10 protein-coding genes are annotated in these 22,015 nt (G+C 59.6%); 9 read left to right on the top strand and 1 reads right to left on the bottom strand.

The features are described 5' to 3' along the window. Nucleotides 1–19 precede the first annotated feature (19 nt). The 9 genes from ABC336_RS27180 to ABC336_RS27220 all read left to right on the top strand — a co-directional run bounded on the left by ABC336_RS27180 (nt 20) and on the right by ABC336_RS27220 (nt 21,050). Nucleotides 20–1,423 carry a class I SAM-dependent rRNA methyltransferase gene (locus ABC336_RS27180; protein WP_413241644.1) on the top strand — a complete coding sequence of 468 codons (1,404 nt, stop codon included), beginning with the start codon at nt 20–22 and terminating at the stop codon, nt 1,421–1,423. A gap of 212 nt (nt 1,424–1,635) precedes the next feature. Next, nucleotides 1,636–5,205 (top strand): helicase-exonuclease AddAB subunit AddB, encoded by a 3,570-nt coding sequence (gene addB, locus ABC336_RS27185; RefSeq protein WP_413241645.1) that lies wholly within the window; start codon nt 1,636–1,638, stop codon nt 5,203–5,205. Beyond that, a complete protein-coding gene (gene addA, locus ABC336_RS27190; protein WP_413241646.1) occupies nt 5,186–9,067 on the top strand; it encodes a helicase-exonuclease AddAB subunit AddA in 3,882 nt (1,293 codons plus the stop codon). Before addB ends, addA begins: the two co-directional genes overlap by 20 nt. Further along, on the top strand, nt 9,057–9,734 hold the full coding sequence (locus ABC336_RS27195; protein ID WP_413241647.1) for a hypothetical protein: 678 nt from the start codon (nt 9,057–9,059) through the stop codon (nt 9,732–9,734). Before addA ends, ABC336_RS27195 begins: the two co-directional genes overlap by 11 nt. Nucleotides 9,735–9,906: 172 nt before the next feature. Next, nucleotides 9,907–11,655 (top strand): glycerol-3-phosphate dehydrogenase/oxidase, encoded by a 1,749-nt coding sequence (locus ABC336_RS27200; RefSeq protein WP_413241648.1) that lies wholly within the window; start codon nt 9,907–9,909, stop codon nt 11,653–11,655. Next, the gene (locus tag ABC336_RS27205) at nt 11,576–12,157 is read left to right on the top strand and encodes a glycerol-3-phosphate responsive antiterminator (RefSeq protein WP_413241649.1); all 582 of its coding nucleotides are present in this window, start codon (nt 11,576–11,578) and stop codon (nt 12,155–12,157) included. The genes ABC336_RS27200 and ABC336_RS27205 overlap by 80 nt, the downstream gene beginning before the upstream one ends. Then, nucleotides 12,112–13,647: a glycerol kinase GlpK gene (gene glpK, locus ABC336_RS27210; RefSeq protein WP_413241650.1), complete on the top strand. Its 1,536-nt coding sequence runs from the start codon at nt 12,112–12,114 to the stop codon at nt 13,645–13,647. Before ABC336_RS27205 ends, glpK begins: the two co-directional genes overlap by 46 nt. Nucleotides 13,648–13,914: 267 nt before the next feature. Then, nucleotides 13,915–16,467, top strand: coding sequence for a right-handed parallel beta-helix repeat-containing protein (locus ABC336_RS27215; RefSeq protein ID WP_413241651.1), 2,553 nt, complete (start codon nt 13,915–13,917; stop codon nt 16,465–16,467). A 53-nt stretch (nt 16,468–16,520) separates the two neighbouring features. After that, on the top strand, nt 16,521–21,050 hold the full coding sequence (locus ABC336_RS27220) for an S-layer homology domain-containing protein (RefSeq protein WP_413241652.1): 4,530 nt from the start codon (nt 16,521–16,523) through the stop codon (nt 21,048–21,050). A 4-nt stretch (nt 21,051–21,054) separates the two neighbouring features. Here the strand turns inward: ABC336_RS27220 and ABC336_RS27225 are convergent, their stop codons facing one another. Then, the gene (locus ABC336_RS27225; RefSeq protein ID WP_413241653.1) at nt 21,055–21,930 is read right to left on the bottom strand and encodes an AraC family transcriptional regulator; all 876 of its coding nucleotides are present in this window, start codon (nt 21,928–21,930) and stop codon (nt 21,055–21,057) included. Nucleotides 21,931–22,015 lie beyond the last annotated feature (85 nt).

Here is a 22,015-nt window from a genome sequence, read left to right on the forward strand (position 1 = left end):
ACACTAGGAGGCATGTATCATGAGAGCATCAATCGTCCTGCAGCGCAGCCGCAAGCCGCGTCTTGAGCAGGGTCAGCCATGGGTATACACAAGCGAGGTGGACCGGCTGGAGGGAACGGCAGAGCCGGGTGATGTCGTCGATATCGTCGATCATAAGGGCAAATATTTGGCTACGGGGTACTGGAACCCGGGCTCCCGGATTGCCGTGCGGATCGTCGCTTATGAGCCGGTAGAGATGGATCAGGCCTTTTTTGAGGAGCGTCTGCGGCGGTGTCTGCAGCATCGCGAGCGGTTCTTGCCGCACCCCCGCGACTGTCGGCTGGTCTACGGCGAAGCGGACTATCTGCCCGGCTTGACTGTCGATCGGTTCGGCGATGTGCTCGTCGTGCAGATACTCAGCCTGGGCATGGAAGTGCGCCGGGACGTGCTGGCGCGAGCGCTCCTGACGGTGTTCGCGCCGACCGCGATCTATGAGCGGAGCGATGTCAGTGTGAGATCACTGGAAGGGCTGGAGCCTCGCAGCGGTGTCATCTATGGCGAGTCCCCCGGCATAATCGTAATCGAAGAGAATGGTCTGCTCCTGGAAGTGGATATCGAGAAGGGCCAGAAGACGGGGTACTTCTATGATCAGCGGGAGAATCGGGCTGCGATCGCGCCGCTTATGACAGGCTGGGGCGCCCGCAGCGGCATTCACTTGGAGAGTCGGGCTGCCGACACACTGCCGGCAGATTACTGGCTCCAGGCACCTGAAGGGGCTGCAGAGGTGACCGTGCCTGTCAACAAAAGCGGCAAGCTGGTCACTTTTCCTTATTGGGACGGGGCTACTGTACTGGAGTGCTTTGCGCATACCGGCAGTTTTACTTTGCATGCCTGCAAGTATGGGGCCAAGAAGGTTACCTGCCTGGACATCTCCGAGCATGCGATCGAGACCGCCCGACGCAACGTGGCGCGTAATGGCTTCGAGGACCGGGTAGAGTTCGAAGTCGCAGACGCATTCGCTTATTTGCGGGAGCAGGTCAAGGGCTTGGAAGAACGCCGCAAGCGCGCCCGCGGCGGGGCGGATACGTCTGTGCCGCTCGGGACGACCGGCAGGACATGGGATGTCGTCATCCTAGATCCGCCTGCATTTGCCAAGTCCAAGCAAGCAGTCGCGGGAGCGATGCGCGGATATAAGGACATCAATCTGCAGGGGATGAAGCTCGTCAACGAAGGCGGGTATCTCGTAACCGCCAGCTGCTCGTACCATATGCGCCCCGAGATGTTCCTGCAAGCGATCCAGGAAGCGGCGAAGGACGCGGGCAAGCTGCTGCGTCTAATCGAATGGCGCGCGGCCGGCAAGGATCATCCCCAGCTGCTCGGGGTGAGCGAGGGGCACTACCTCAAGTTTGCCGTGTTTGAAGTGCGCAGCCTTAAGCAAGTTTAGACCAAGAGTCACAACAACCGTCAGCCTGCTTCTCGACCAGCTCGGTGACGATAGAGGCGTTCCGCTCCCTTACGAGGTGCGGGACGTTTTTTCGTCATGTCGACTGAACAGCCGGGGCCGGGAACGTATGTTTGTTCACAAGGGTGAAAAGCGGCTGCAGAGTATGATAGAATAGTAATATTGATTTTCTAGAGTAGAGGAGAGCTGAGCTGATGACGCTCCGAATGGTGCTGGGACGCTCCGGCGCAGGGAAGACCACGCTGTGTATGAAAGAGCTGCTGGATGAGCTGCGGACGTCGGCGGAGGGCGAGCCGTTGATCCTGCTGGTGCCTGAGCAGGCGACGTTCCAGACCGAATACGCGCTGGCCCGCACGGATGGCTTGCCGGGTACGATCCGGGCCCAGGCGCTGAGCTTCCGCAGACTGGCGTTCCGAGTCATGCAGGAGACCGGCGGGACCGCGCTCGTGCCGATCACCGAGGATGGCAAGCATATGCAGCTGTACAAGATCCTGCATCGGATCGGACCGCAGCTGCAGCTGTACCAAGGCGCGGGCGAGCAGCAGGGCTTCATCGAGCGGCTGGGCGAGCTGCTGACCGAATGGAAACGATATGCGATCGGCCCCGCGTCGATCGGCGAATATATGGGATCCGGCGCTGCCGCGAGTCCGCTGCTGGAGCGCAAGCTGCAGGATCTCCAATTGATCTACGGGCAGCTCGAGAGCGAGCTGGCCGGACTGTATATCGATGCAGAGGATTATCTGAGCTGGCTGGCGCTGGGCGGCAGCCAGTCGTCCATCCTGCGCGGCGCCAAGATCTGGGTCGACGGCTTCCACGGCTTCACGCCGCGCGAGCTGGAGGCGCTCGGCGTCCTGCTGCAGGAAGCTGCCGAGGTGACGGTGACCGTGACGCTTGACCGCCCATACGGGCCCGGAGAGCGGCCGCATGACCTGGATCTGTTCCATCCGACGGCTGAGACCTATATCCAGCTGCAGGAGCTCGCCGAGCGGCTCGGCGTGTATCGGCAGCCGGATCTGGTACTGGGTGGCGAGCCGCCGCTACGGTTTGCAGAGCAGCCGCAGCTGGCCCATCTGGAGCGTCACTTCGGGACGCGCATCCCGATGATCCCGCCGCGCCGGAGCGGCACTGCGGAGCCGGGAAAGGACGGCATCTCGATCCATCAGGCAGTGCACCGGCGGGCCGAGGTGGATGCAGTGGCCCGCGATATGATCGAGCGGGTGCGCAGCGGCAGCTGCAGATGGCGCGATATGGCCGTGATGGTGAGAGACAGCGCGAGTTATACGGACTACATAGAGCAGACGTTCAGTGCGTATGATATTCCTTACTTCCTGGATCAGAAGAGCGACGCCCATCATCATCCGCTCGTCGAGTTTGTCCGCTCGGCGCTGGAGACGGTCGTGCAGGGCTGGCGTTATGATGCCGTATTCCGCTGCATCAAGACCGAGATGCTGCTGCCAGGCGATGGCAGCGTGTCCCGCGAAGCGATGGACCGGCTGGAGAACTATATCCTCGCAAGCGGCATCGACGGGCTCCGCTGGCTGGACCGCAAGCGCTGGCGTCCGCTGGTCCAGGATTCCTTGGACGGCAGTCCGGAGGAGGCCAGAGCGGCGGATCGCCGCGCCTTCGACGAAGTGATGGACTGCCGCGAGCTGGTCGTAGCGCCGCTGCGCAGATTCGGCCAGCGGCTGAAGCAGGCGGCCAACGTGCGGGAGATGTGCGAGGCGCTGTACCGGCTGCTCGACCATACCGATGCTGCCGAGCGGCTGGAGCGCTGGAGCCGGGAGGCGGCCGAGCGAGGCGAGCTGCGGCGAGCCCGTGAGCATAGGCAGCTCTGGGAAGGCATCATGGATCTGCTCGACCAACTGGTAGAGATGGCTGGCGACGAGCACATCTCGCGGGAACTGTTCGCCGGCATGCTCGAAACCGGTCTATCCAATCTGAAGCTGGCGGCTGTGCCGCCTTCCCTCGATCAGGTGCTGGTGGGCAGTATGGAGCGGACGAGGACCGGACGCATCGGAATCTGTTATGTGCTGGGGGCGGTAGACGGCGTCCTGCCGATGCGGATCCAGGAGGACGGCATCCTGACGGAGGAAGAGCGAGAGCGGCTGGCACAGGATGGGATGGTCATGGCACCAGGCGTCCGCAGACGGCTGCTGGATGAGCGTTTCCTGATCTACCATGCGCTGACGCTGCCATCCGAGCATCTGTGGATCAGCTATCCGGCTTCGGACGCCGAAGGCAAGAGCCTGCTCCCCTCGGAGATCATCCGCCATTTGAAGCAGATGTTTCCCGGTTTGGAGGAGCGCATCATCGCTGGCGAGCCTGATCCGCAGGCTCCCGCCGAGGATCAGCTTGCTTACGTTGTCCGGCCGGGTCCGGCACTCTCCCGGTTGATCGCCCAGCTGCGGCAGTGGCAGCAAGGCGAGTCGACAAGCACGCTCTGGTGGCAGGTGTACAACTGGTATGCGGCAAGGCCGGAGTGGCAGCACAGGCTGACTGTCGCTGCCTCATCCCTGCAGTACAGCAACGCAGAGCCGCCGCTCTCGTCCGAGACCGCAAGCCGTCTGTACGGGGACCGGCTCAGAGCGAGCGTATCGCGGATGGAGCGTTTCGTCTCGTGTCCGTTCCAGCACTTTGCTATCCATGGTCTGCGCTTGCAGGAGAGACGGCACTACCGGCTGGAAGCGCCGGATATCGGTCAATTGTTCCATGCCGCACTGAGCCGACTGGCGGCCGAGCTGGCCGGTGACTGGGGCATGCAGACGGAAGAGCAGATCCGCAGCCGGGCCGTCAAGGCCGTAGAGGAGCTGGCGCCACGACTGCAGTCGGAAATTCTGCTCAGCAGCAGCCGCTTCCAGTACATCGCCCGCAAGCTGGCTGCGATCGTCGCCCAGGCGGCAGTGGTGCTGGGCGAGCATGCCCGCCGGGCGAGCTTCCAGCCGGTCGGGCTGGAGCTCGACTTCGGCGGCGAAGGAACGCTGCCGGCACTGGAGGTGAAGCTCCCGGGCGGGCAGACCATGGAGATTATCGGGCGCATCGACCGCGTCGATGCTGCCCAGACCGAGGACGGCATGCTGCTGCGGGTGATCGATTACAAGTCTTCCGCAACCTCGCTGCGGCTGGAGGAAGTCGTGCACGGCTTGTCGCTGCAGATGCTGACGTATCTGGATGTGCTGCTCACGCATGCGCCGGCTTGGCTCGGACAGCCAGCGATCGCTGCGGGCGTGCTGTACTTCCATGTGCATAATCCGATGCTGCTGGCGTCTAATCGGCTGGAGGGCGAGGAAGCAAGACAGCTGATCCTCAAGCGGTTCAAGCTGAGGGGGCTGCTCCTGGCCGACGAACAGGCAGTGCGGATGATGGACGGCAAGCTGGGCACCGGCCATTCGGAGCTGCTGCCCGTCGCCGTCAAGAAGGACGGCGGGTTCTATGGGAGCTCCTCTGTCGTCACGGGCGAGCAGTGGGAGACGCTGCGCTATGCTGTACGCACGACGATCCGCACGATCGGCGAGCGGATCACGCGCGGCGAAGTAGCGATCACGCCTTACCGGTTAGGCTCGCAGTCGCCGTGCACGTTCTGCTCTTACAAGCCGGTCTGCCAGTTCGACCCGCTGTTCGCCGGCAACGACTATGTCAAGCTGCGCAAGCAGAGCAAGGACGAGCTTTGGCTGACGCTGGCCGAGCGCGCTGCCTCGGCAGAGGAGCAGCCGCAGCTGGGCACTGGAGAGGAAGGAGGCGGAGAAGTTGGATCAGGAGAGCGATAATACAACATCGCAACAACAGCCGGCCGGCGAGCTGCCTCTCAAGCCGCCGGGAAGCACCTGGACGGACGAGCAGTGGCATGCAGTCGTCGCAGGAGGAAGCGATATACTCGTGGCCGCCGCTGCCGGGTCAGGCAAGACGGCCGTTCTGGTCGAGCGGATCATCCGCAAAATATCGGCCGATACCGATGTCGATCGGCTGCTGGTGGCGACGTTCACCAAAGCGGCGGCGGCGGAGATGAAAGAGCGGATCCGGCTGGCGCTGGAGCGGGCTCTTCACCAGCAGCCGCAGTCGGAGCATCTGAGGAGGCAGCTGGCGATGATGGGCCGGGCCTCGATTACGACGCTCCACTCCTTCTGCCTGGATGTGATCCGCCGGTACTACCCGATGATCGGGCTGGACCCTGGCTTCCGGGTCGCCAACGAGACAGAAGCCGAGCTGATGCGCCTCGATGTCCTCGATGAGTTGTTCGAGCAGCGTTACGCAGCCAGCGATGTCGATCTGGGCTTCCTTCGGCTGGCCGATGACTACGGCGGCGAGCGCGGGGACGAGCCCCTATACCGGCTTGTGCAGGAGTTATATGACTTCTCCCGCAGTCACCCCTGGCCCGACCATTGGCTGCGGGAGACGGCTGCCGCCTTCAAGATTCCTGACGTGGAGACGCTGGGCAGGAGCGATTGGGTCGGGGCCATTGCCGAGGAAGCGGCGCTTGCTCTGTCCGGGGCGCGCGAGATGCTGGCGAGCGCCGTTCGCTGCGCCGGCGAGCCCGGCGGCCCGGCGGCCTACCTGCAGACGCTGCAGGAGGAACTGGCAGCTGTGGACAGACTGGCTGCGGTCGTGGAGACGGCCCCATGGGCATCCTGGCATGAAGCGTTTGCCGTCAGCCCGTTTGGCAAGCTGAAGGCGCTGCGTGGCGACGATATCGACAAGTCGCTCCAGGAGCGGGTCAAATCGCTGCGCGACGGCGCCAAAAAGCTGATCGGCGAGCTGGCATCGGAGCTGTTCAGCCGCCAGCCCGGTCAATTCCTGGAGGAGCTGCAGGGGGCGGCGCCGCAGATGATGGCGCTGGCGTCGCTGGTTATCGACTTTGCCGGGCGCTATGAGCAGGCGAAGCGGGCCAAAGGACTGCTCGACTTCGGCGATCTGGAGCATTACTGTTTGCGTATCCTGCGTTCCCCGGCTTCGACGCCGGAGGGCTCTCTGCCTTCAGCAGCGGCGCTGGAGTATCGCCGGCAGTTCGACGAGATCCTGCTCGACGAATACCAGGACACAAACCGGGTGCAGGAGGCGATCGTCGAGCTGATCGCCAGAGAAGGCCGGGGCAACCGGTTCATGGTCGGCGATGTCAAGCAGAGCATCTACCGTTTCCGCCTGGCCGAGCCGGGACTGTTCCTGGCCAAATACAAAGCCTATGCGTCCGGAGCTGGAGAGGATGGACTGCGCATCGATCTGGCCCGCAACTTCCGCAGCCGCGTCCAGGTCGTGGACGGCGTCAATGACGTGTTCCGGGCGATCATGAGAGAGACGGTCGCCGAGATGGACTATGACCGCGCCGCCGAGCTCGTCAGCGGCGCATCGTATCCGCCGGCTGGCGAGGGCGGCGGACCGTTCCGGGTCGAACTGACGGTGCTGGACCGCGCAGATGCGTCTGGCGATGACGAAGCTTCCGAAGGCGAGCCGGGAGTATCGGAAGCGCCGGAAGACGTCGCCGATGTGCAGACCGCACAGCTCGAAGCGCGCTATATCGCTGCCCAGATCCACCGGTTGCGAGAAGGCGGCGAAGACCAGGCTCCGTTCCGCGTCTACGATGGCAAGCGACAGACGAGCCGGACGCTTGCCTGGCGGGATATCGTCATCCTGCTGCGCGCGACCAGCCAGTGGGCGCCGATCCTGATCGAGGAGCTGCAGGCCCACGGGATCCCGGCATATGCAGAGCTGAACACCGGATATTTCGATGCCACCGAGGTCGAAGTGATGCTCTCGCTCCTGCGCGTCATCGACAATCCGTATCAGGATATCCCGCTTGCCGGAGTGCTGCGTTCGCCGATCTTCGGGCTTACGGCGGAGGAGCTGGCGATGATCCGTGTATACGCCGGGAAGCGAGGGCCTTATTACGATGCAGTGCTGCAGGGAGCGGCCAATCTGCAGCTGCCCGAGCAGATCCGCAGTAAGCTGGCGCTGTTCCTGGATCGGCTGTCGCTTTGGCGGGAGGAAGCAAGACAGGGCTCGCTGGCTGAGCTGGTATGGCAGATCTACCGCAGCACAGGCTATTACGATTTTGTGGGCGGTCTACCGGGCGGCCTGCAGCGCCAGGCCAATCTGCGGGCACTGCACGACCGGGCAAGACAATACGAGCAGACATCGTTTCGCGGCTTGTTCCGGTTCCTGCGATTCGTCGACCGGATGCGCGAGCGCGGCGGCGATCTGGGTACCGCCAGAGCGCTTGGCGAACAGGAGGATGTCGTCCGGATCATGTCGATCCACCGCAGCAAAGGACTGGAGTTCCCCGTCGTCTTCACGGCCGGGCTCGGCAAGCAGTTCAATATGCAGGATCTGAACCGGCCGTTCCTGATGCACAAGGAGCTCGGCTTTGGCCCGCGGCATGTCGACGGCGAACTCCGGGTGAGCTATCCGACGCTGCCGCAGCTGGCTATCCGCCGCAAGCAGCGGATGGAGCTGCTTGCGGAGGAGATGCGCATCCTGTATGTAGCGATGACAAGGCCCAAGGAGAAGCTGTTTCTCGTGGGAACGCTGGCAGGTGCCGGCAAGCAGCTCAGCCGCTGGCAGGAGAGCGGCGCTGCACCGGACCGGATCCCGGATTACACGCTGGCGGCGGCACGCCGCTTCACGGACTGGCTGCTGCCGCTTGTGGGGGCATTGCCCGCACGGCCGCTCGAAGGCGGCAGCGGCTGGACCTGCGCGCTGATGCCTGCGGAGCTGTATGCCGCCGAGGCGGCCGCGGCGGAGGCGGCCGACCCGGAGGCGGAGGGGCGCCGTGAAGAACGAATCGCTGCGATCGCTGCCGGGGCGGTGCTGCCTGAGGAAAGTGACAGCCTGGCGGCAGCGATCGATGCGCGGCTGTCCTGGCGCTACCCGCACAGCGCGGCGACGATGCTGGCGGCCAAGACGTCCGTGACGGAGATGAAACGGCTGCAAGCGGAGTGGGGGCATGCCGAGCAGGCGATCACACTGGAGGAGGCGCGCGGCGGTGAAGCGACCGCTGGCAGCGGGCCGCTGCCGGCCGGCGTCGTGCCGCCAGGCACCCTGAAGCTGCGGCGGCCCCGGTTCATGGAGGAGCGCTCGCTGTCCGCTGCCGAACGCGGCACGGTCAGTCATCTGGTCATGCAGCATGTCCCCCTCGGCGCCAAAGTGACACCGGAGAGTCTGAGCCGACTGATCGAGGAGATGCTTGAGCGCCGTCTGCTGACGATAGAGCAGGCAGCTGCCGTCGATCTGGATGCGGTCCAGGCGTACTTCGGCAGTCCCTTGGGCCAGCGCATGCTGCAGGCGGACTGGGTGCGCCGGGAAGTGCCCTTCAGCTGCACGCTGCCGGCGGGACGGATCTACCCGCAGGCAGTGCCGGGAGCGCACGCAGCTGCAGAGCCGGTCCTCATCCAGGGTGTCATCGACTGTCTGTTTGAGGACGAGCAGGGGCTGGTGCTGGTAGACTACAAGACCGACCGGATCGTCATGCAGCAGTGGGATGCGGCCGCCGAACGCCACCGCTTCCAGCTGGAGCTGTACGCCGAGGCGGTCGGCGCGATCGTCGGCAAGCCGGTAGCCGAGTGCCATGTCTTCTTCTTCGATGGCGCCCAAGCGGTCCGGCTGCAAGTCATGAATGAGGAGGATAAAGGTGGCGGATAACGTGCATGAGGAACAACCGGTCAAGCGCTCCTGGTTCACGGGCGTGGTCGTCGTCCTGCTGGTGGCGAGTATGACCTTCAATATGTATCTCTATTCCCAGAAGCTGCACAGCAATCAGCGGGAGCGCACCCTGGCGGGAGAGCGGATCATCCTGGCCGCCTGGGATGCGCAGCTCTATACGGAGACCGTGCTGGACAACATCCGGAGGCTGCTGGAGAGCTCGGCACCGGGAGAGCGGATCGCAGCCAAGCAGGCGCTCGGCTACGCGTTTGGGGGGAGCGCCAAGGGTGTGCATGCCTTCATCTCCGCCGCTCAGGAACAAGAGCCCCGCGAGGGAGTAGAAATGAACCGCAGTGCATTGCATTTCCTGTCCCAGGTCGAGCTGTCGCTGCGCAGCATCGGCAACCACGGAGAACAACTGACCGAGCCGGAGAGAGCCTATCTGACCCTGATGGAGGAGCTGTATGTCCGGCTGCTGGAAGAGATTAGCACCTTCGACGTCACCAACGCGACCCAGCAGGAATCGCTGCTCATGTTCGTCGAAACCGAGTGGGTCGATATGGCGTATGCGATGCTGTCCATCATGAATGAGCCGGACAATCTTATCGTCGAGGGCGTCGACGAAGCGGAGGCGGCAGTTGCCGCCGAGGGGGAGCCCGAAGCCTGATCCGGCCGATAAAATGTCGAATGGACTTGAAGGTTGGATAAAATGTGATACAATAAGAGCAAGTTAATAAAGGGTAGGAGAACGGGAGAACCACGAACCCCCCGATCTGCGCTTCTGCGCGGTCTGGGTGTTTGTGGTTCTTTTTACATTGAATGGAAGGGAGATTCGGGCAATGAATCCATTATTCTCGGCGGCGGATCGAAAAGATAGATTGGGGCAGATGGAACGCGAAGGATATGATATCCTGATCATAGGAGGCGGGATTACCGGTGCCGGCATCGCCCTGGATGCCCAGACCCGGGGACTCAAGACGGCATTGATCGAGATGCAGGACTTCGCAAGCGGTACGTCCAGCCGCTCGACCAAGCTCGTCCACGGCGGACTGCGCTATCTCAAGCAGTTCCAGATCAAGATGGTGGCGGACGTCGGCAAGGAACGGGCTGTCGTCTATGAGAATGGCCCGCATGTGACAACACCCGAGTGGATGCTGCTGCCGTTCTATAGAGGCGGCACGTTCGGGACGCTGTCGACCTCGTTGGGCCTGCGACTGTATGATTACCTGGCGGGCGTAAAGCGGGAGGAACGGCGCCAGATGATTCCCGCAGCAGCGACAGCAGCTAAGGAGCCGCTGCTGAAGAAGGACGGCTTGTTGGGCGGGGGGACCTATGTCGAGTACCGGACCGACGATGCCCGGCTGACGATGGAAGTGCTCAAGAAAGCGGTGGAGGCGGGAGCGGCTGCGGTTAACTATACGAAGGCAGACCGGCTGCTCTATGAGAATGGCAAGCTCGCCGGGGTGATCGCCCAGGATATGGAAGACGGTAAGGAATACCGGATCGCTGCCCGTCAGGTTGTCAATGCGACCGGCCCCTGGGTGGATCAATTGCGGGCCAAGGATCACTCCAAGCGGGGCAAGACGCTTCGGCTTACCAAAGGGGTTCATCTGGTATTCGACGGCGAACGGTTCCCGCTGCGGCAGGCCATTTACTTCGATACCAAGGACAACCGGATGATCTTCGCCATCCCGCGGGACGGCAAGACGTATGTCGGCACGACAGACACGGATTATAAAGGCGACACGGAGCATCCTAGAATGACCGCAGCAGATCGCTCCTATCTGCTCGCTGCGTGCAACGACATGTTTCCTGACGTCCGGCTGACCGAGCGGGATGTCGAGTCGAGCTGGGCCGGACTGCGGCCGCTCATCTATGAGGAAGGCAAGTCGCCTTCAGAAGTGTCGCGCCGCGACGAGATTTTCACCTCGGCTTCGGGGATGATCACGATTGCCGGAGGCAAGCTGACCGGCTATCGCAAGATGGCGGAGCAGGTCACCGATCTGATCGTCAGACGGCTTTCTTCAGGTGCCGGACGCACCTGGAAGGGATGTGTCACCCGCACCTTGCCGCTCTCGGGTGGGGATGTCGGCGGCTCGGCAGCTTTCCCGGCGTTTGTGCAGCGGATGAAGGCAGAGGGCGAGCGACTGGGACTGACGCCGCCGGAAGCGGAGATGCTGGCACGGCGATATGGCTCCAATGTGACGGCCGTGTACGACCGCTTGCAGACATGGAAGCCGGAGCCGGCTCATGGATTGCCAGGATCCGTATATGCGATGCTCCGTTACAGCATGGAAGAGGAGATGGCGCTGAAGCCGGTTGATTTTTTCATCCGCCGTACCGGTGCGCTGTTCTTCGATATCGCCTGGGTTCATGAACACAAAGCGCAGGTATTGGCTTATATGGCTTCGGAGTTGCGTTATACAGATGTGCAAAGGCGGTTGTATGCGGCAGAGCTGGAGCGGGAGCTGCGAGCAGCTGTGTCGCCGTCAGACGAGGAGGAACCCCATGTCGCTCGAGAAGCAGATCATGCTGCCGGCCGCCCGGCGGATGAAAGATCTGGAGAAGCTGCTGACCAGACCCTTTGATTACATTGTCATATTGGATACGCATATCGGACAGCTGCAGCCCGTCGTTCAGCTCGCCAGAGCGCATGGCAAAAAGCCGCTGCTGCATGCGGATCTTATCGGTGGTCTCAAAAACGACGAAGAGGCGGCGGAATATCTATGCCAGGTCGTCAAGCCGGCGGGGATTATCTCGACAAGAGCAGGCGTGATCGCCAAGACCAAGCAAAACGGCATCCTGGCGATCCAGCGGCTGTTCATGCTCGATACCAATGCGCTGGAGAAAAGCTATGCTTTATTCGAGAAAACGTCACCGGACTATATCGAAGTACTGCCTGGCGTCATCCCGCATATGATCTCGGAGGTAAGGGACCGTACAGGCATCCCTGTAATCGCCGGCGGACTCGTCCGGACAGCGGCAGAGGTGCAGCAGGCCATCGATGCGGGAGCTGTGGCAGTAACCACCTCGAGAACGGAGTTATGGCGACAATTCGAATCGGCGCAACACGAGGAGGAGAGGCAGTGACAGGACAGTATATACTTGCCATCGACCAAGGGACGACAAGCTCCCGGGCAATCATATTCGATAAGGACGGCCGAACCGTCAGTTCAGCGCAGCATGAGATCCCGCAGTACTATCCCGAGCCGGGCTGGGTCGAGCAGGATGCGAGCGAAATCTGGGTGTCCGTGCTTGGCGTGATCGCTGGAGCGCTGTCCAAGGCAGAGATCGCGCCCGAGCAGATCGAAGCGATCGGCATTACCAATCAGAGGGAGACGACGGTCATCTGGGAAAAGGATACCGGACATCCGATTCATCGTGCAGTTGTCTGGCAGTCCAGACAAACGCAGTCCATCTGCGAAGAGCTTAAGCAAGCGGGCAGTGAAGCCCTCATCAGAGAGAAGACAGGTCTGCTGATCGACCCCTACTTCTCCGGAACCAAGATCAAGTGGATCCTTGACCATGTGGAAGGCTCCCGGGAGCGGGCCGAGCAAGGAGAACTGCTGTTTGGGACCATCGACACCTGGCTGCTTTGGAAACTGACAGGCGGTCAGGTACATGCGACAGACTATTCCAACGCGTCCCGCACGCTGGTCTACAATATCCATGAACTGCACTGGGACGACGAACTGCTGGATTTGTTGGACATTCCAATTGCCCTGATGCCGGAGGTGCGCTCCTCATCCGAGATTTATGGGCATACCGTAGCCCATCACTTCTTTGGCCGTCAGGTGCCGATTGCGGGGATGGCGGGCGACCAGCAAGCCGCGTTGTTTGGTCAGACCTGTTTTGAGAAGGGAATGGTCAAGAACACATACGGGACGGGATGCTTCATGCTCATGCAGACGGGCACGCAAGCGGTCAGCTCCGAGCATGGGCTGCTGACCACGATCGCCTGGGGCATCGGGGGAAAGGTTGAGTATGCGCTCGAAGGCAGCGTATTCGTCGCCGGTTCCGCCATTCAGTGGCTCCGGGACGGCTTGCGCATGCTGCGTTCTTCAGCGGATTGCGAGCAGTATACAGCTCGGGTAACGACCACGGACGGAGTCTACGTCGTCCCTGCTTTCGTCGGTCTGGGCACCCCCTACTGGGAGAGCGATGTGCGCGGGGCGGTATTCGGCTTGACCCGGAGCACCTCCAAGGAGCATTTTGTCCGGGCGACGGTGGAATCGCTAGCGTACCAGAGCAGAGATGTGCTGGATGTGATGATTCAGGACGCCGGGCTGGAACTGAAGACGCTGCGCGTAGATGGCGGAGCAGTCGTCAATGACTTCCTGATGCAATTTCAGAGCGATATTCTCGGCGTCGAGGTAGAACGTCCGATGATTGGGGAAACGACGGCGCTCGGAGCAGCTTATCTAGCCGGTCTTGCCGTGGGCTTCTGGCCTGACAAGGCGGCGCTCTCGGCCATCTGGCAGCGGGATCGGGCTTTTACACCTGCGATGGATGAGACGGAGCGGGCCCGGCTGTACAGCGGATGGAAGAAAGCTATTCGTTCTGCGATTTCATTTCAATAAAAAAGGTTGGCAAGTAGGGGCTGTCCCGCAATTTATCTTGGATGAATTGCGGGACAGCCCCTTTCCTAATGCGCCCGGTGGCCCATATTAATCGACCAGATGGATCTCATAGTAACGACAAGAGCAATATTGCCCAGATGATCTAAACAAATGGACAGTTTCTCTAAAAAGATTCTTGATAGGATGGTACTACCAACGGAAAGGAGGAGACAGTTGTATGCATCAATAGAAGGCAAATCAATCCTATCGGGAAGGATGATTCGACAAGTGAAACGAAAAATGACAACCCTGGTGATGACGGCCATGCTGCTTATGCTGCCAGATTCAGTCATCCCCGGCGCTCCTGCGGCAGCCGCAGTTCAGGCGTCCGTCTATGCCTCGCCCAGCGGCAGCGGCAATACCTGCACATTGGCAGCGCCTTGTTCGCTCGCTGGAGCGAAGACCAAAGTCCAGTCGTTGAATGCAAACATGTCTGGGGATATCATCGTTTACTTGCGAGGCGGCACCTATACGCTTTCTGCACCGCTGACATTTTCCTCTGCCGACTCGGGAACCAATGGGCATCGCGTAATATACCGGCGCTATCAAAATGAGACGCCCTTGATCTCCGGTGGCGTGAATCTGACAGGAGGATGGGAGCTACATGACACCGCAGCAAATATCTACCGCAAAAATAACGTTTCTCAGCGTTTCAGACAATTGGTTGTCGAGGGACAAAGCGGAATCCGGGCAAGAACGCCAAACCGGACGGATGCGAATGACTTTGGACCGTATTATACGGTCGTAGCAGCAGATACGGCCAACCGGACCTACACCGTCAACCGGTCGGAGATCGGCGACTGGGACAATCTAATGCAGGTTGAGATGGTCGTGCAGCCTCATTGGTATCACAATAATCTGCGGGTGGCAAGCTATGTTGCCGATTCGGATTATGCCTATCTCACCTTTCGCAGTCCTGAAAATGCAACCGCTTTCTTTAAGGAGCCAAGCTTTTATAACGCGGGCAGCGCGTATCATTTTGAAAACGCATACGAACTGCTCGATGCGCCGGGGGAGTGGTACCACAACACTTCTACCGACACCTTGTACTACAAGCCGCGCAGCGGCGAGAACATGGGAGAGGCCGCCGTGACCGCGACAGGTACTGAAGTATTGTTCGATCTTGCAGGAACTCCTGAATCGCCGGTACGCAATCTAAGCTTCGATGGGTTGGTGTTCCGACATGCGGGCTGGAACGGTCCTTCGAACAGCGGTGCCGTGCTGACACAGGCTGTGCAACCGGCCATCCTGACGACTAACGGCTATGCCAAATCGGCTTATCCCCCTGGTGCAGTCCGTGTCGAATACGCCGACCATATCCGTCTGCAGAACAGCCGCTTCGAGCAATTGGGAGGCAACGGCATCGTCTTCTTCCGGGGTGTAAAACATAGCGAGATCGTTGGTAATCAGTTCCAGGATATCGCAGCCAACGGTGTCGTACTGGACGGTTACGCCCGGAAATTGCCGACTGATGCAGAACAGACACGCAACATTGTTGTCGGCAACAATACCATTACGCGGTTCGGTCAGGCCTATACGAACGGCATCGGCATCCTGGCCGGGTTTGTCCGTCAGGTGACGATCGAGCATAATGAGATCAGCTACGGCCCATACTCCGGCATGCAGATCGGCAACCAGTCCAGCAGTCACAATGACATCGGGGCCGGTGACAATATTATCCGCCACAATCATGTGCATCGCGTGATGCAGCTGCACGATGATGGCGGCGGAATCTATACGCTGGGTCGGCAAGAAGGTACCCGGATCGTGCAGAACTGGGTGCATCATATTTCCCGCAGTTCCCATGCCCAGCATTATCCGATCGGAGCTTTTTATTTGGACAATTATAGCGAATTTATTACTTTGGATCATAACGTGACCCATGATCTGGGCTCTACGGTGCAGCAGATTTTTGAACAGGTGACGATCGGAGCCCGCAACAACGTCAAGCTCAACAACAACACGCAATCCCAGGACGTCAAGGACAGGGCAGGACCTCAGATAGACTATATCGAGAGCGGTTTTAATCTTGCCAACGGCAGTGCGCTTTCCTCAGACAGCGGTTGGACGAATCTTCACTACATGTGGGACGATAATGTCAGCTCTTTCGAAGCGACAGCGGCAGCCGCAGAAGCATGGGTGGAATACGACTTTGTCACTCCCCGCACGATTACGAAGCTGGTTTTTCAAGAGGACAATCACGGCGACTATCAGACAAGCGATTGGAAAGTTCAACATTGGGACGGCAGCTCGTTCGTGGACAGCTTCCTCTACCAGCCTTCTGCCACCGGCAATCTGCAGGAGAAGACAGTATTTATTCAGACTAGCAAGCTGAGACTGCTGGTTCGCAATACCGCTCCCGGCGGTCTCATCGGTGTAAAGGAGTTCCGTGCGCTGGGCGGAGCTAATCTTGCAAGCTCAGCCACCCACTCCGGCAACAGCGGCTGGAGCCAGCTCCCGTTGCTGTGGGATGGCACGACCAGCGGAGAAGCTTACGGCTCCTCGTCTCCTGCTTGGGTTGAATTCGATCTCGGCGCCCAGACAAGGCTAAGCAAATTTCGGTTCAATGAAGACAACGATGGTACGTATCAAGCTACCCAATGGCATGTGCAGGTATGGAATGGCAGCGCTTTTGTGGACGCCTTCAGTCCGATTGCTACCCATACCAATACCTGGCAAGAACAGGAGGTTGACCTGACCACGAGCCGATTAAGACTGTATGTTGTTAATTCCAACCCGGGCGGTATTCCGGCGGTTCGGGAGTTTCAGATCCTTCCTTGATGTCCGGGAGGAGCCTTGCTCCTCCCGCATGATTCTATACCAGAGGTGAAAATATGAAGCGAAATCTGCAATGTGCAAAGACAGCCGCTCTATATCTAATAATGATCATTTTGACAACGGGAGCCTGGTTTGGTCCGCTTGGCCAAGCGTATACCGGTGCAGCAGAAGAAGAGCTGGTGAATGCCGCAGTGAACAAGCCTGCGAGTGCTTCCACCTGGTGGGACGGCAACCGGCCGGAGCATGGAAACGACGGCAACGAGGACAGTGCGTGGGCAAGAAGGCAGACAGACGAGCCAGCGGGTGCGCATTCCTGGTGGCAAGTGGACCTGCAGGCAGAGGTCCGGCCGCAGCGGATCGAATTTTTGCCCCGCCAGGGACAATACGCAACTTCGACCGGGCGATCCAACTTTGCCATTTTGGCCTCCAATGACCGTACGTTTGATCAGCATGTCATCCTGGGTACCAAGGAAACGGCGGATCCTGAGCCGGTTTTGTGGACACTTGAAGTGACAGACACCGAGCCCTATCGGTATATACGGGTGCAAAAGCTTAACACGACGAATCTGGACATGGCGGAACTGAGAGTTATGGCAGCTGCTGAGAACATCACTCCGGTCGAGCCCGAGGAACCGGTCGAGCCGGAAGAGCCGGTCGAGCCGGAGCCGCCAGAGGAACCATGGGAACCGGAAGAAGATGTCGTGCAAGCCGTGGTGCATGTCAATCCTCTCACCGGTGTTGACCACTCTGCGGGTACCCCGGACCAGCCTTTAGCCACGCTTGAAGGGGCTCGCGACCGCGTCCGTACGATCAATCAAAATATGACGGGACATATTCGTGTCTTGCTCGAGGGAGGCATGTATCGTCTTAACCGAACCTTGGAGCTGGATGAACGTGATTCGGGTACCAACGGGTATTCGGTTATCTACGAGGCTGCTCCCGGCGCCACGCCGGTCATCGATGGCGGCAGGACGGTGACAGGCTGGGAACTGGCGGACGTCGATTCCAACTTGTACCGGGCCTATGTAGGGGAAGATGTCCAGACGCGCCAGTTGTTCGTCGAAGGACGACGGGCCACCCGGGCCCGGACGCCTGAAGGCATGACGTTGCCAGCCTTCACTTATGACGAGACGGGTCATACGACGTCGTATAATGAAATGCAGAATTGGGAGCATATCCAGGATGTGGAGTTCGTCTATAACCGGGCCTGGACGAACCCTCGCGCCACAATTGACCGTCTTGAAGAAGCGGGGGATCATCTTCGCATCGTCATGAAGCAGCCGGGGTGGCGTTACCTGCGCACTAAGAGCAGTGGAGACCAGCACAATGCAAGGGAGCCCGGGTACATTGAAAATGCATTTGAGCTGCTTGATGAACCGGGGGAGTGGTATTTGAACCGGACAACCGGATACATCTACTACATGCCGCGCGATGGCGAGGACATGGCGACGGCCGATACGGTGATCCCTGTGCTGGAGGAGCTGGTATCCATTCGGGGAGCAAGTCTGGACAACCCGGCTCATCACATCCGCTTCCAGGGCGTGACCTTTCAGCATACGACTTGGCTGCGGCCGGGCACCGAACTGGCACATCCTGACGTCCAGTCCAACGTCATTCGCCATAACCAAAGTACTGGCGAAGAATATTTGAGTGCAGCTGCGATCGATACGCAGCTGGCAAGACATATCCATCTGGACAATAACCGGTATGAGAACCTGGGTGCGGCAGCCGTCAATATGACGGCCGGCGGCCAGTACAACCGGATTACCAACTCCAGATTTTATGATATCGCGGGAGGCGCGATCCAGCTCGGTGAACCGAACCGTACCGCCAACGCAGCCGATTACCGGTATGTCATGCGACATCTGGCGATTGAGAACAACTATATCAGCAAGATTGGCGTAGAGTATCGTTCGGCCGCGGGGATATTCGCTTCCTTTGCCGAACACCTTAGCATTGTCCATAACGAAATCTCCTATGTCGGCTACAGCGGCATTACTATCGGTTGGAGCTGGGGCAATGGAGCGACCGTGGCCAAGAACAACCGGATTGAAAACAATTATGTTCATGACGTCATGCGGGACGTGGAGGATGGCGGTGCAATCTATACGCTCGGCAACCAGCCAGGTTCTCTCGTGCGGGGCAATTATGTGAACCGCGTGCTGGAGCTTCAGGGCGGCATCTATCATGATGAAGGGAGCTCCAACTTTCTTACGGAGAACAACGTCATCAAGAACGTCATCAAGTGGATGGATATCTGGACGGCTAAGCAGCAGAACCTTCTCATCCGCAATAACTTTATGGACACCGACCAGATCCGAAACGTCGGAACCAATATCACACTGGAGAATAATCAGGTCATCACTGGCGGCAACTGGCCCCCGGAGGCGCGGGCGATTATGGCAAACGCGGGGCTGAAGCCCGGCTACGACCATTTGAGAACTGCTGATAAAGAAGCCCCGTCAGCGCCGGAACCGGATGCAACCCTGATCACGCAGGTATCCGCGCAACTGGAATGGAGTATCCCTTATGACGATGTAGGCGTTCATGAATACGATATTTACGTGGATTCGGCTCTGGTGGCCACGACGATTCATCCCCATTATGCAATCGAGGGACTCCAGCCGGGCAGAACCTACACCGTTACTGTAAGGGCCAGGGACGAATCGGGCAAATCGGCTTCGGCTGCTATAGACATCACTACTGTGAATACCCAGCCGGGTGAGGTGATCTACGAAGAGGATTTTGAAGAACAGACGATTGGTGAAGCGCCTTCCGGTTCCGCATCCACGGTATCTGCAGGAGGACGTATCCTGATCCAGGGCGATGAATCCAACAAGTATGCCCGCATCGCAACAACCAGCAGCTCGCCCGTCACGGCGACGCACACGATGAATCTGCCCCCAGTGGCTGGAAGGTTTGCGGTTGAAGCGAGTGTGATGACCGAAGAGGCTACGCGCTGGAAGCAGGCGCTATACCTGCGCAACGAGCGCAATCAGGATGCGCTAAGCATCAGTTTCGACGAAGACATGCTGGTGCTGTTCAACGGACAGGACAAGGCGGAGATTACCCGGATCGAGCCGCATCAGTGGTACCGCTTGCGTATCGAAGGGGACACACTTGCCAACCACTTCAGCGTATACTTGGACGGTGACCTTGTACTCTCAGATCAACCGTTCCGCAACAAGGCCGGCGTCATCGCTTCGCTGTATCACCGGGTGGGAGCGGATCATTACGGCACGGCCAATATGGATAATGTCCAAGTCGTATACCTCGGTGTGCAAAATGAAGTTCCGGAGGTTCCGACTCCGCCACAGCCGCCGCAACTGCCATATCTGCCGCCACTTCCGGAAGAGGAGCCTGAGCCAGATGCCGGCCACGAGCAGGACTTGTGGCTCGTCACTCCGATAGAAGAAGATGGAGCATGGCGTGCCAAGGTTGAGCCTGAATGGCTGCGGTCTTGGCTAGAGGAACGCCCCGGGCAGGAGCCTGCGAGCTTGGAGCTGTTCCTCGAGGTCCCGGCGGGTGGAGAGCGTATCGAGCTGGCATTTCCCGCAGGTGTGATTCAACTGCTGATAGACAAGATGAAGCAAGGCAGCCTCATCGTCCAGGTAACCGGGGGTCTTCGGTATGAGCTGCCGATTGCCGCATTCAACGATATGGCATGGCAAGGGGAGCCGCCCGCCGATATCTTGAACGCAGGTGAGGTGCGGTTGTCGATTGTCGAAGAAGAATCGATAGAGAAAGCCGGGCCCGACGGCGTCCGTTTTCTTGGCCCGCTCTACACAGTGATATGGGAAGCGGAGAAGGATCATCAACGTTGGTCTATTCGTGAATTCAGCGGAGCCTATGGGCTGCTCCATGTGAGTGTCCCCAATTCCCCTCGGCAGCTGTCTGCGGCAAGGGTTGACGGCACTGCCGGCTACCGTTACGTACCGGCGCGCATTATGGAATCGGAGAGCGGGTGGCAGGTATCGATGCACGCGCGCGGCTCCGCATCCTATCGTGTGGTCTCGCACCTCAAAACCTTTGCGGATTTAAGGGGGCATTGGAGCAAGCAGGAAATTGAGCAAATGGCGTCGAAGCTGCTAATCCAAGGTTACGATGCCTCTTCGTTTGAACCAAACCGGCCGATTACACGAGCGGAAACATCTGTTTTGCTGATACGGGCGCTTGGATTGCAGGAGCTGGACGGGGAATTCTCCTTTACCGATATGATCCAGCCCCGTTGGTTTGACCCGGCGATTCACATGGCTGTCCGGATCGGTTTGATTCAGGGGTATGAGGATGGAAGCTTCCGTCCGGAAGCGCCGATCAGCCGGGAAGAGCTGATGGTGATGGTCGTCCGCATGAAGGAATATGCGGGTCTGGGCTGGTCTGACGGCACCGGAGAGCCGGCTGCGCTGCCATACTCGGATGCCGGGGCCATCGCCCTGTGGGCAAGAGAGGCTGTGCTGCTCGCCTCCAGTGACGAGCTTGTCCGCGGTCGCCTAGATGGCAGCTTCGGACCGCGCGACCACGCCACGCGAGCTGAGGTGGCAGTCCTGCTGCACCGTTTGCTGGATCGAGCGGGCTGGCTTGGTTAGCGGGCTATAAAGTCAATGGCATACGCTCGGGACGTGCACCTTGCCGGTAGGCCTGCGGTGTGACGCCGAGCTTTCGTTTGAACACCTGGCTGAAGTACGAGGCGCTGGAAAATCCACACTGCTCGCCAATCATACGGATGCTGTCCTGCTTGGCCGATAAACGAAAGCAAGCTTCACTCAGCCGTTTGGCCGTCAGGTAGTCCGTGACGGTCATCCCCGCATACCGGGGAAACAGATGGGAGATGTGATTGGCGGACAGATGAAGGCTTTGCGCCATTCGTTCGAGCGAGAAGGGTTGTGCGTAGTGCTGCTCCAGCCATTGCATAATGCGCTCGGCATGCAGAGCTTCCCGGTTTTGAAGATCGGTTGACCGCTCATGCGCGTTCAATCCGGCGTGTACGACAGGAATCAGTTGAAGACCGAACAGGGCTACCTGCTCCCATTGCTCCTCCCAGTGCAGGTCGGCGAGCGTTTGCTCCAGGGCGGCCAGCTCGGCCCAAATAGGATGATCCTCCTGCAACTGGATATATTGTACGGGAATCTTGTGTCTCCACAGGGCGGCCAGTTTGTCTGCAAGAATGGGGAAAGGGCTTACACATGTCTCCATGGCCTCAGGCTCGATTTTAAGCACGGTGCGGATATAGGGCTCTGTTGAGTTGTGAGACAACTGGACCTTATGGAGCTGGTAGGGCTGGAAGAAGGCCAGACATGGAGCTTGAATGGAATAGGTGCGGTCGTTGACCCAGATGGTGCCCTTGCCGCTGTGAATAAATAGAAATTCCATGCCTTTATGCACATGCATCCAGTTGTGCTTGGTTGAACCTTTGTAATAATCAAACGCAAAGTGAAGGGGAAGAACGACACGCTCGATATGCTTCACGGGTAGACCACCCTTCGCAGTATAGGTAGAGAAGAGTATATCACCGCCTGTTGTTCTGCACAATGAGCGGCAGGCGGTGTCAGGA

This window comes from Paenibacillus jepli, assembly GCF_047238105.1.
Lineage (GTDB): Bacteria > Bacillota > Bacilli > Paenibacillales > Paenibacillaceae > Paenibacillus_D.

Coding starts and splice junctions, on each gene's coding strand:
- ABC336_RS27180 (WP_413241644.1), top strand. CDS start 20: ATGAGAGCATCAATCGTCCTGCAGCGCAGCCGCAAGCCGCGTCTTGAG.
- addB (WP_413241645.1), top strand. CDS start 1,636: ATGACGCTCCGAATGGTGCTGGGACGCTCCGGCGCAGGGAAGACCACG.
- ABC336_RS27200 (WP_413241648.1), top strand. CDS start 9,907: ATGAATCCATTATTCTCGGCGGCGGATCGAAAAGATAGATTGGGGCAG.
- ABC336_RS27205 (WP_413241649.1), top strand. CDS start 11,576: ATGTCGCTCGAGAAGCAGATCATGCTGCCGGCCGCCCGGCGGATGAAA.
- glpK (WP_413241650.1), top strand. CDS start 12,112: ATGGCGACAATTCGAATCGGCGCAACACGAGGAGGAGAGGCAGTGACA.
- ABC336_RS27220 (WP_413241652.1), top strand. CDS start 16,521: ATGAAGCGAAATCTGCAATGTGCAAAGACAGCCGCTCTATATCTAATA.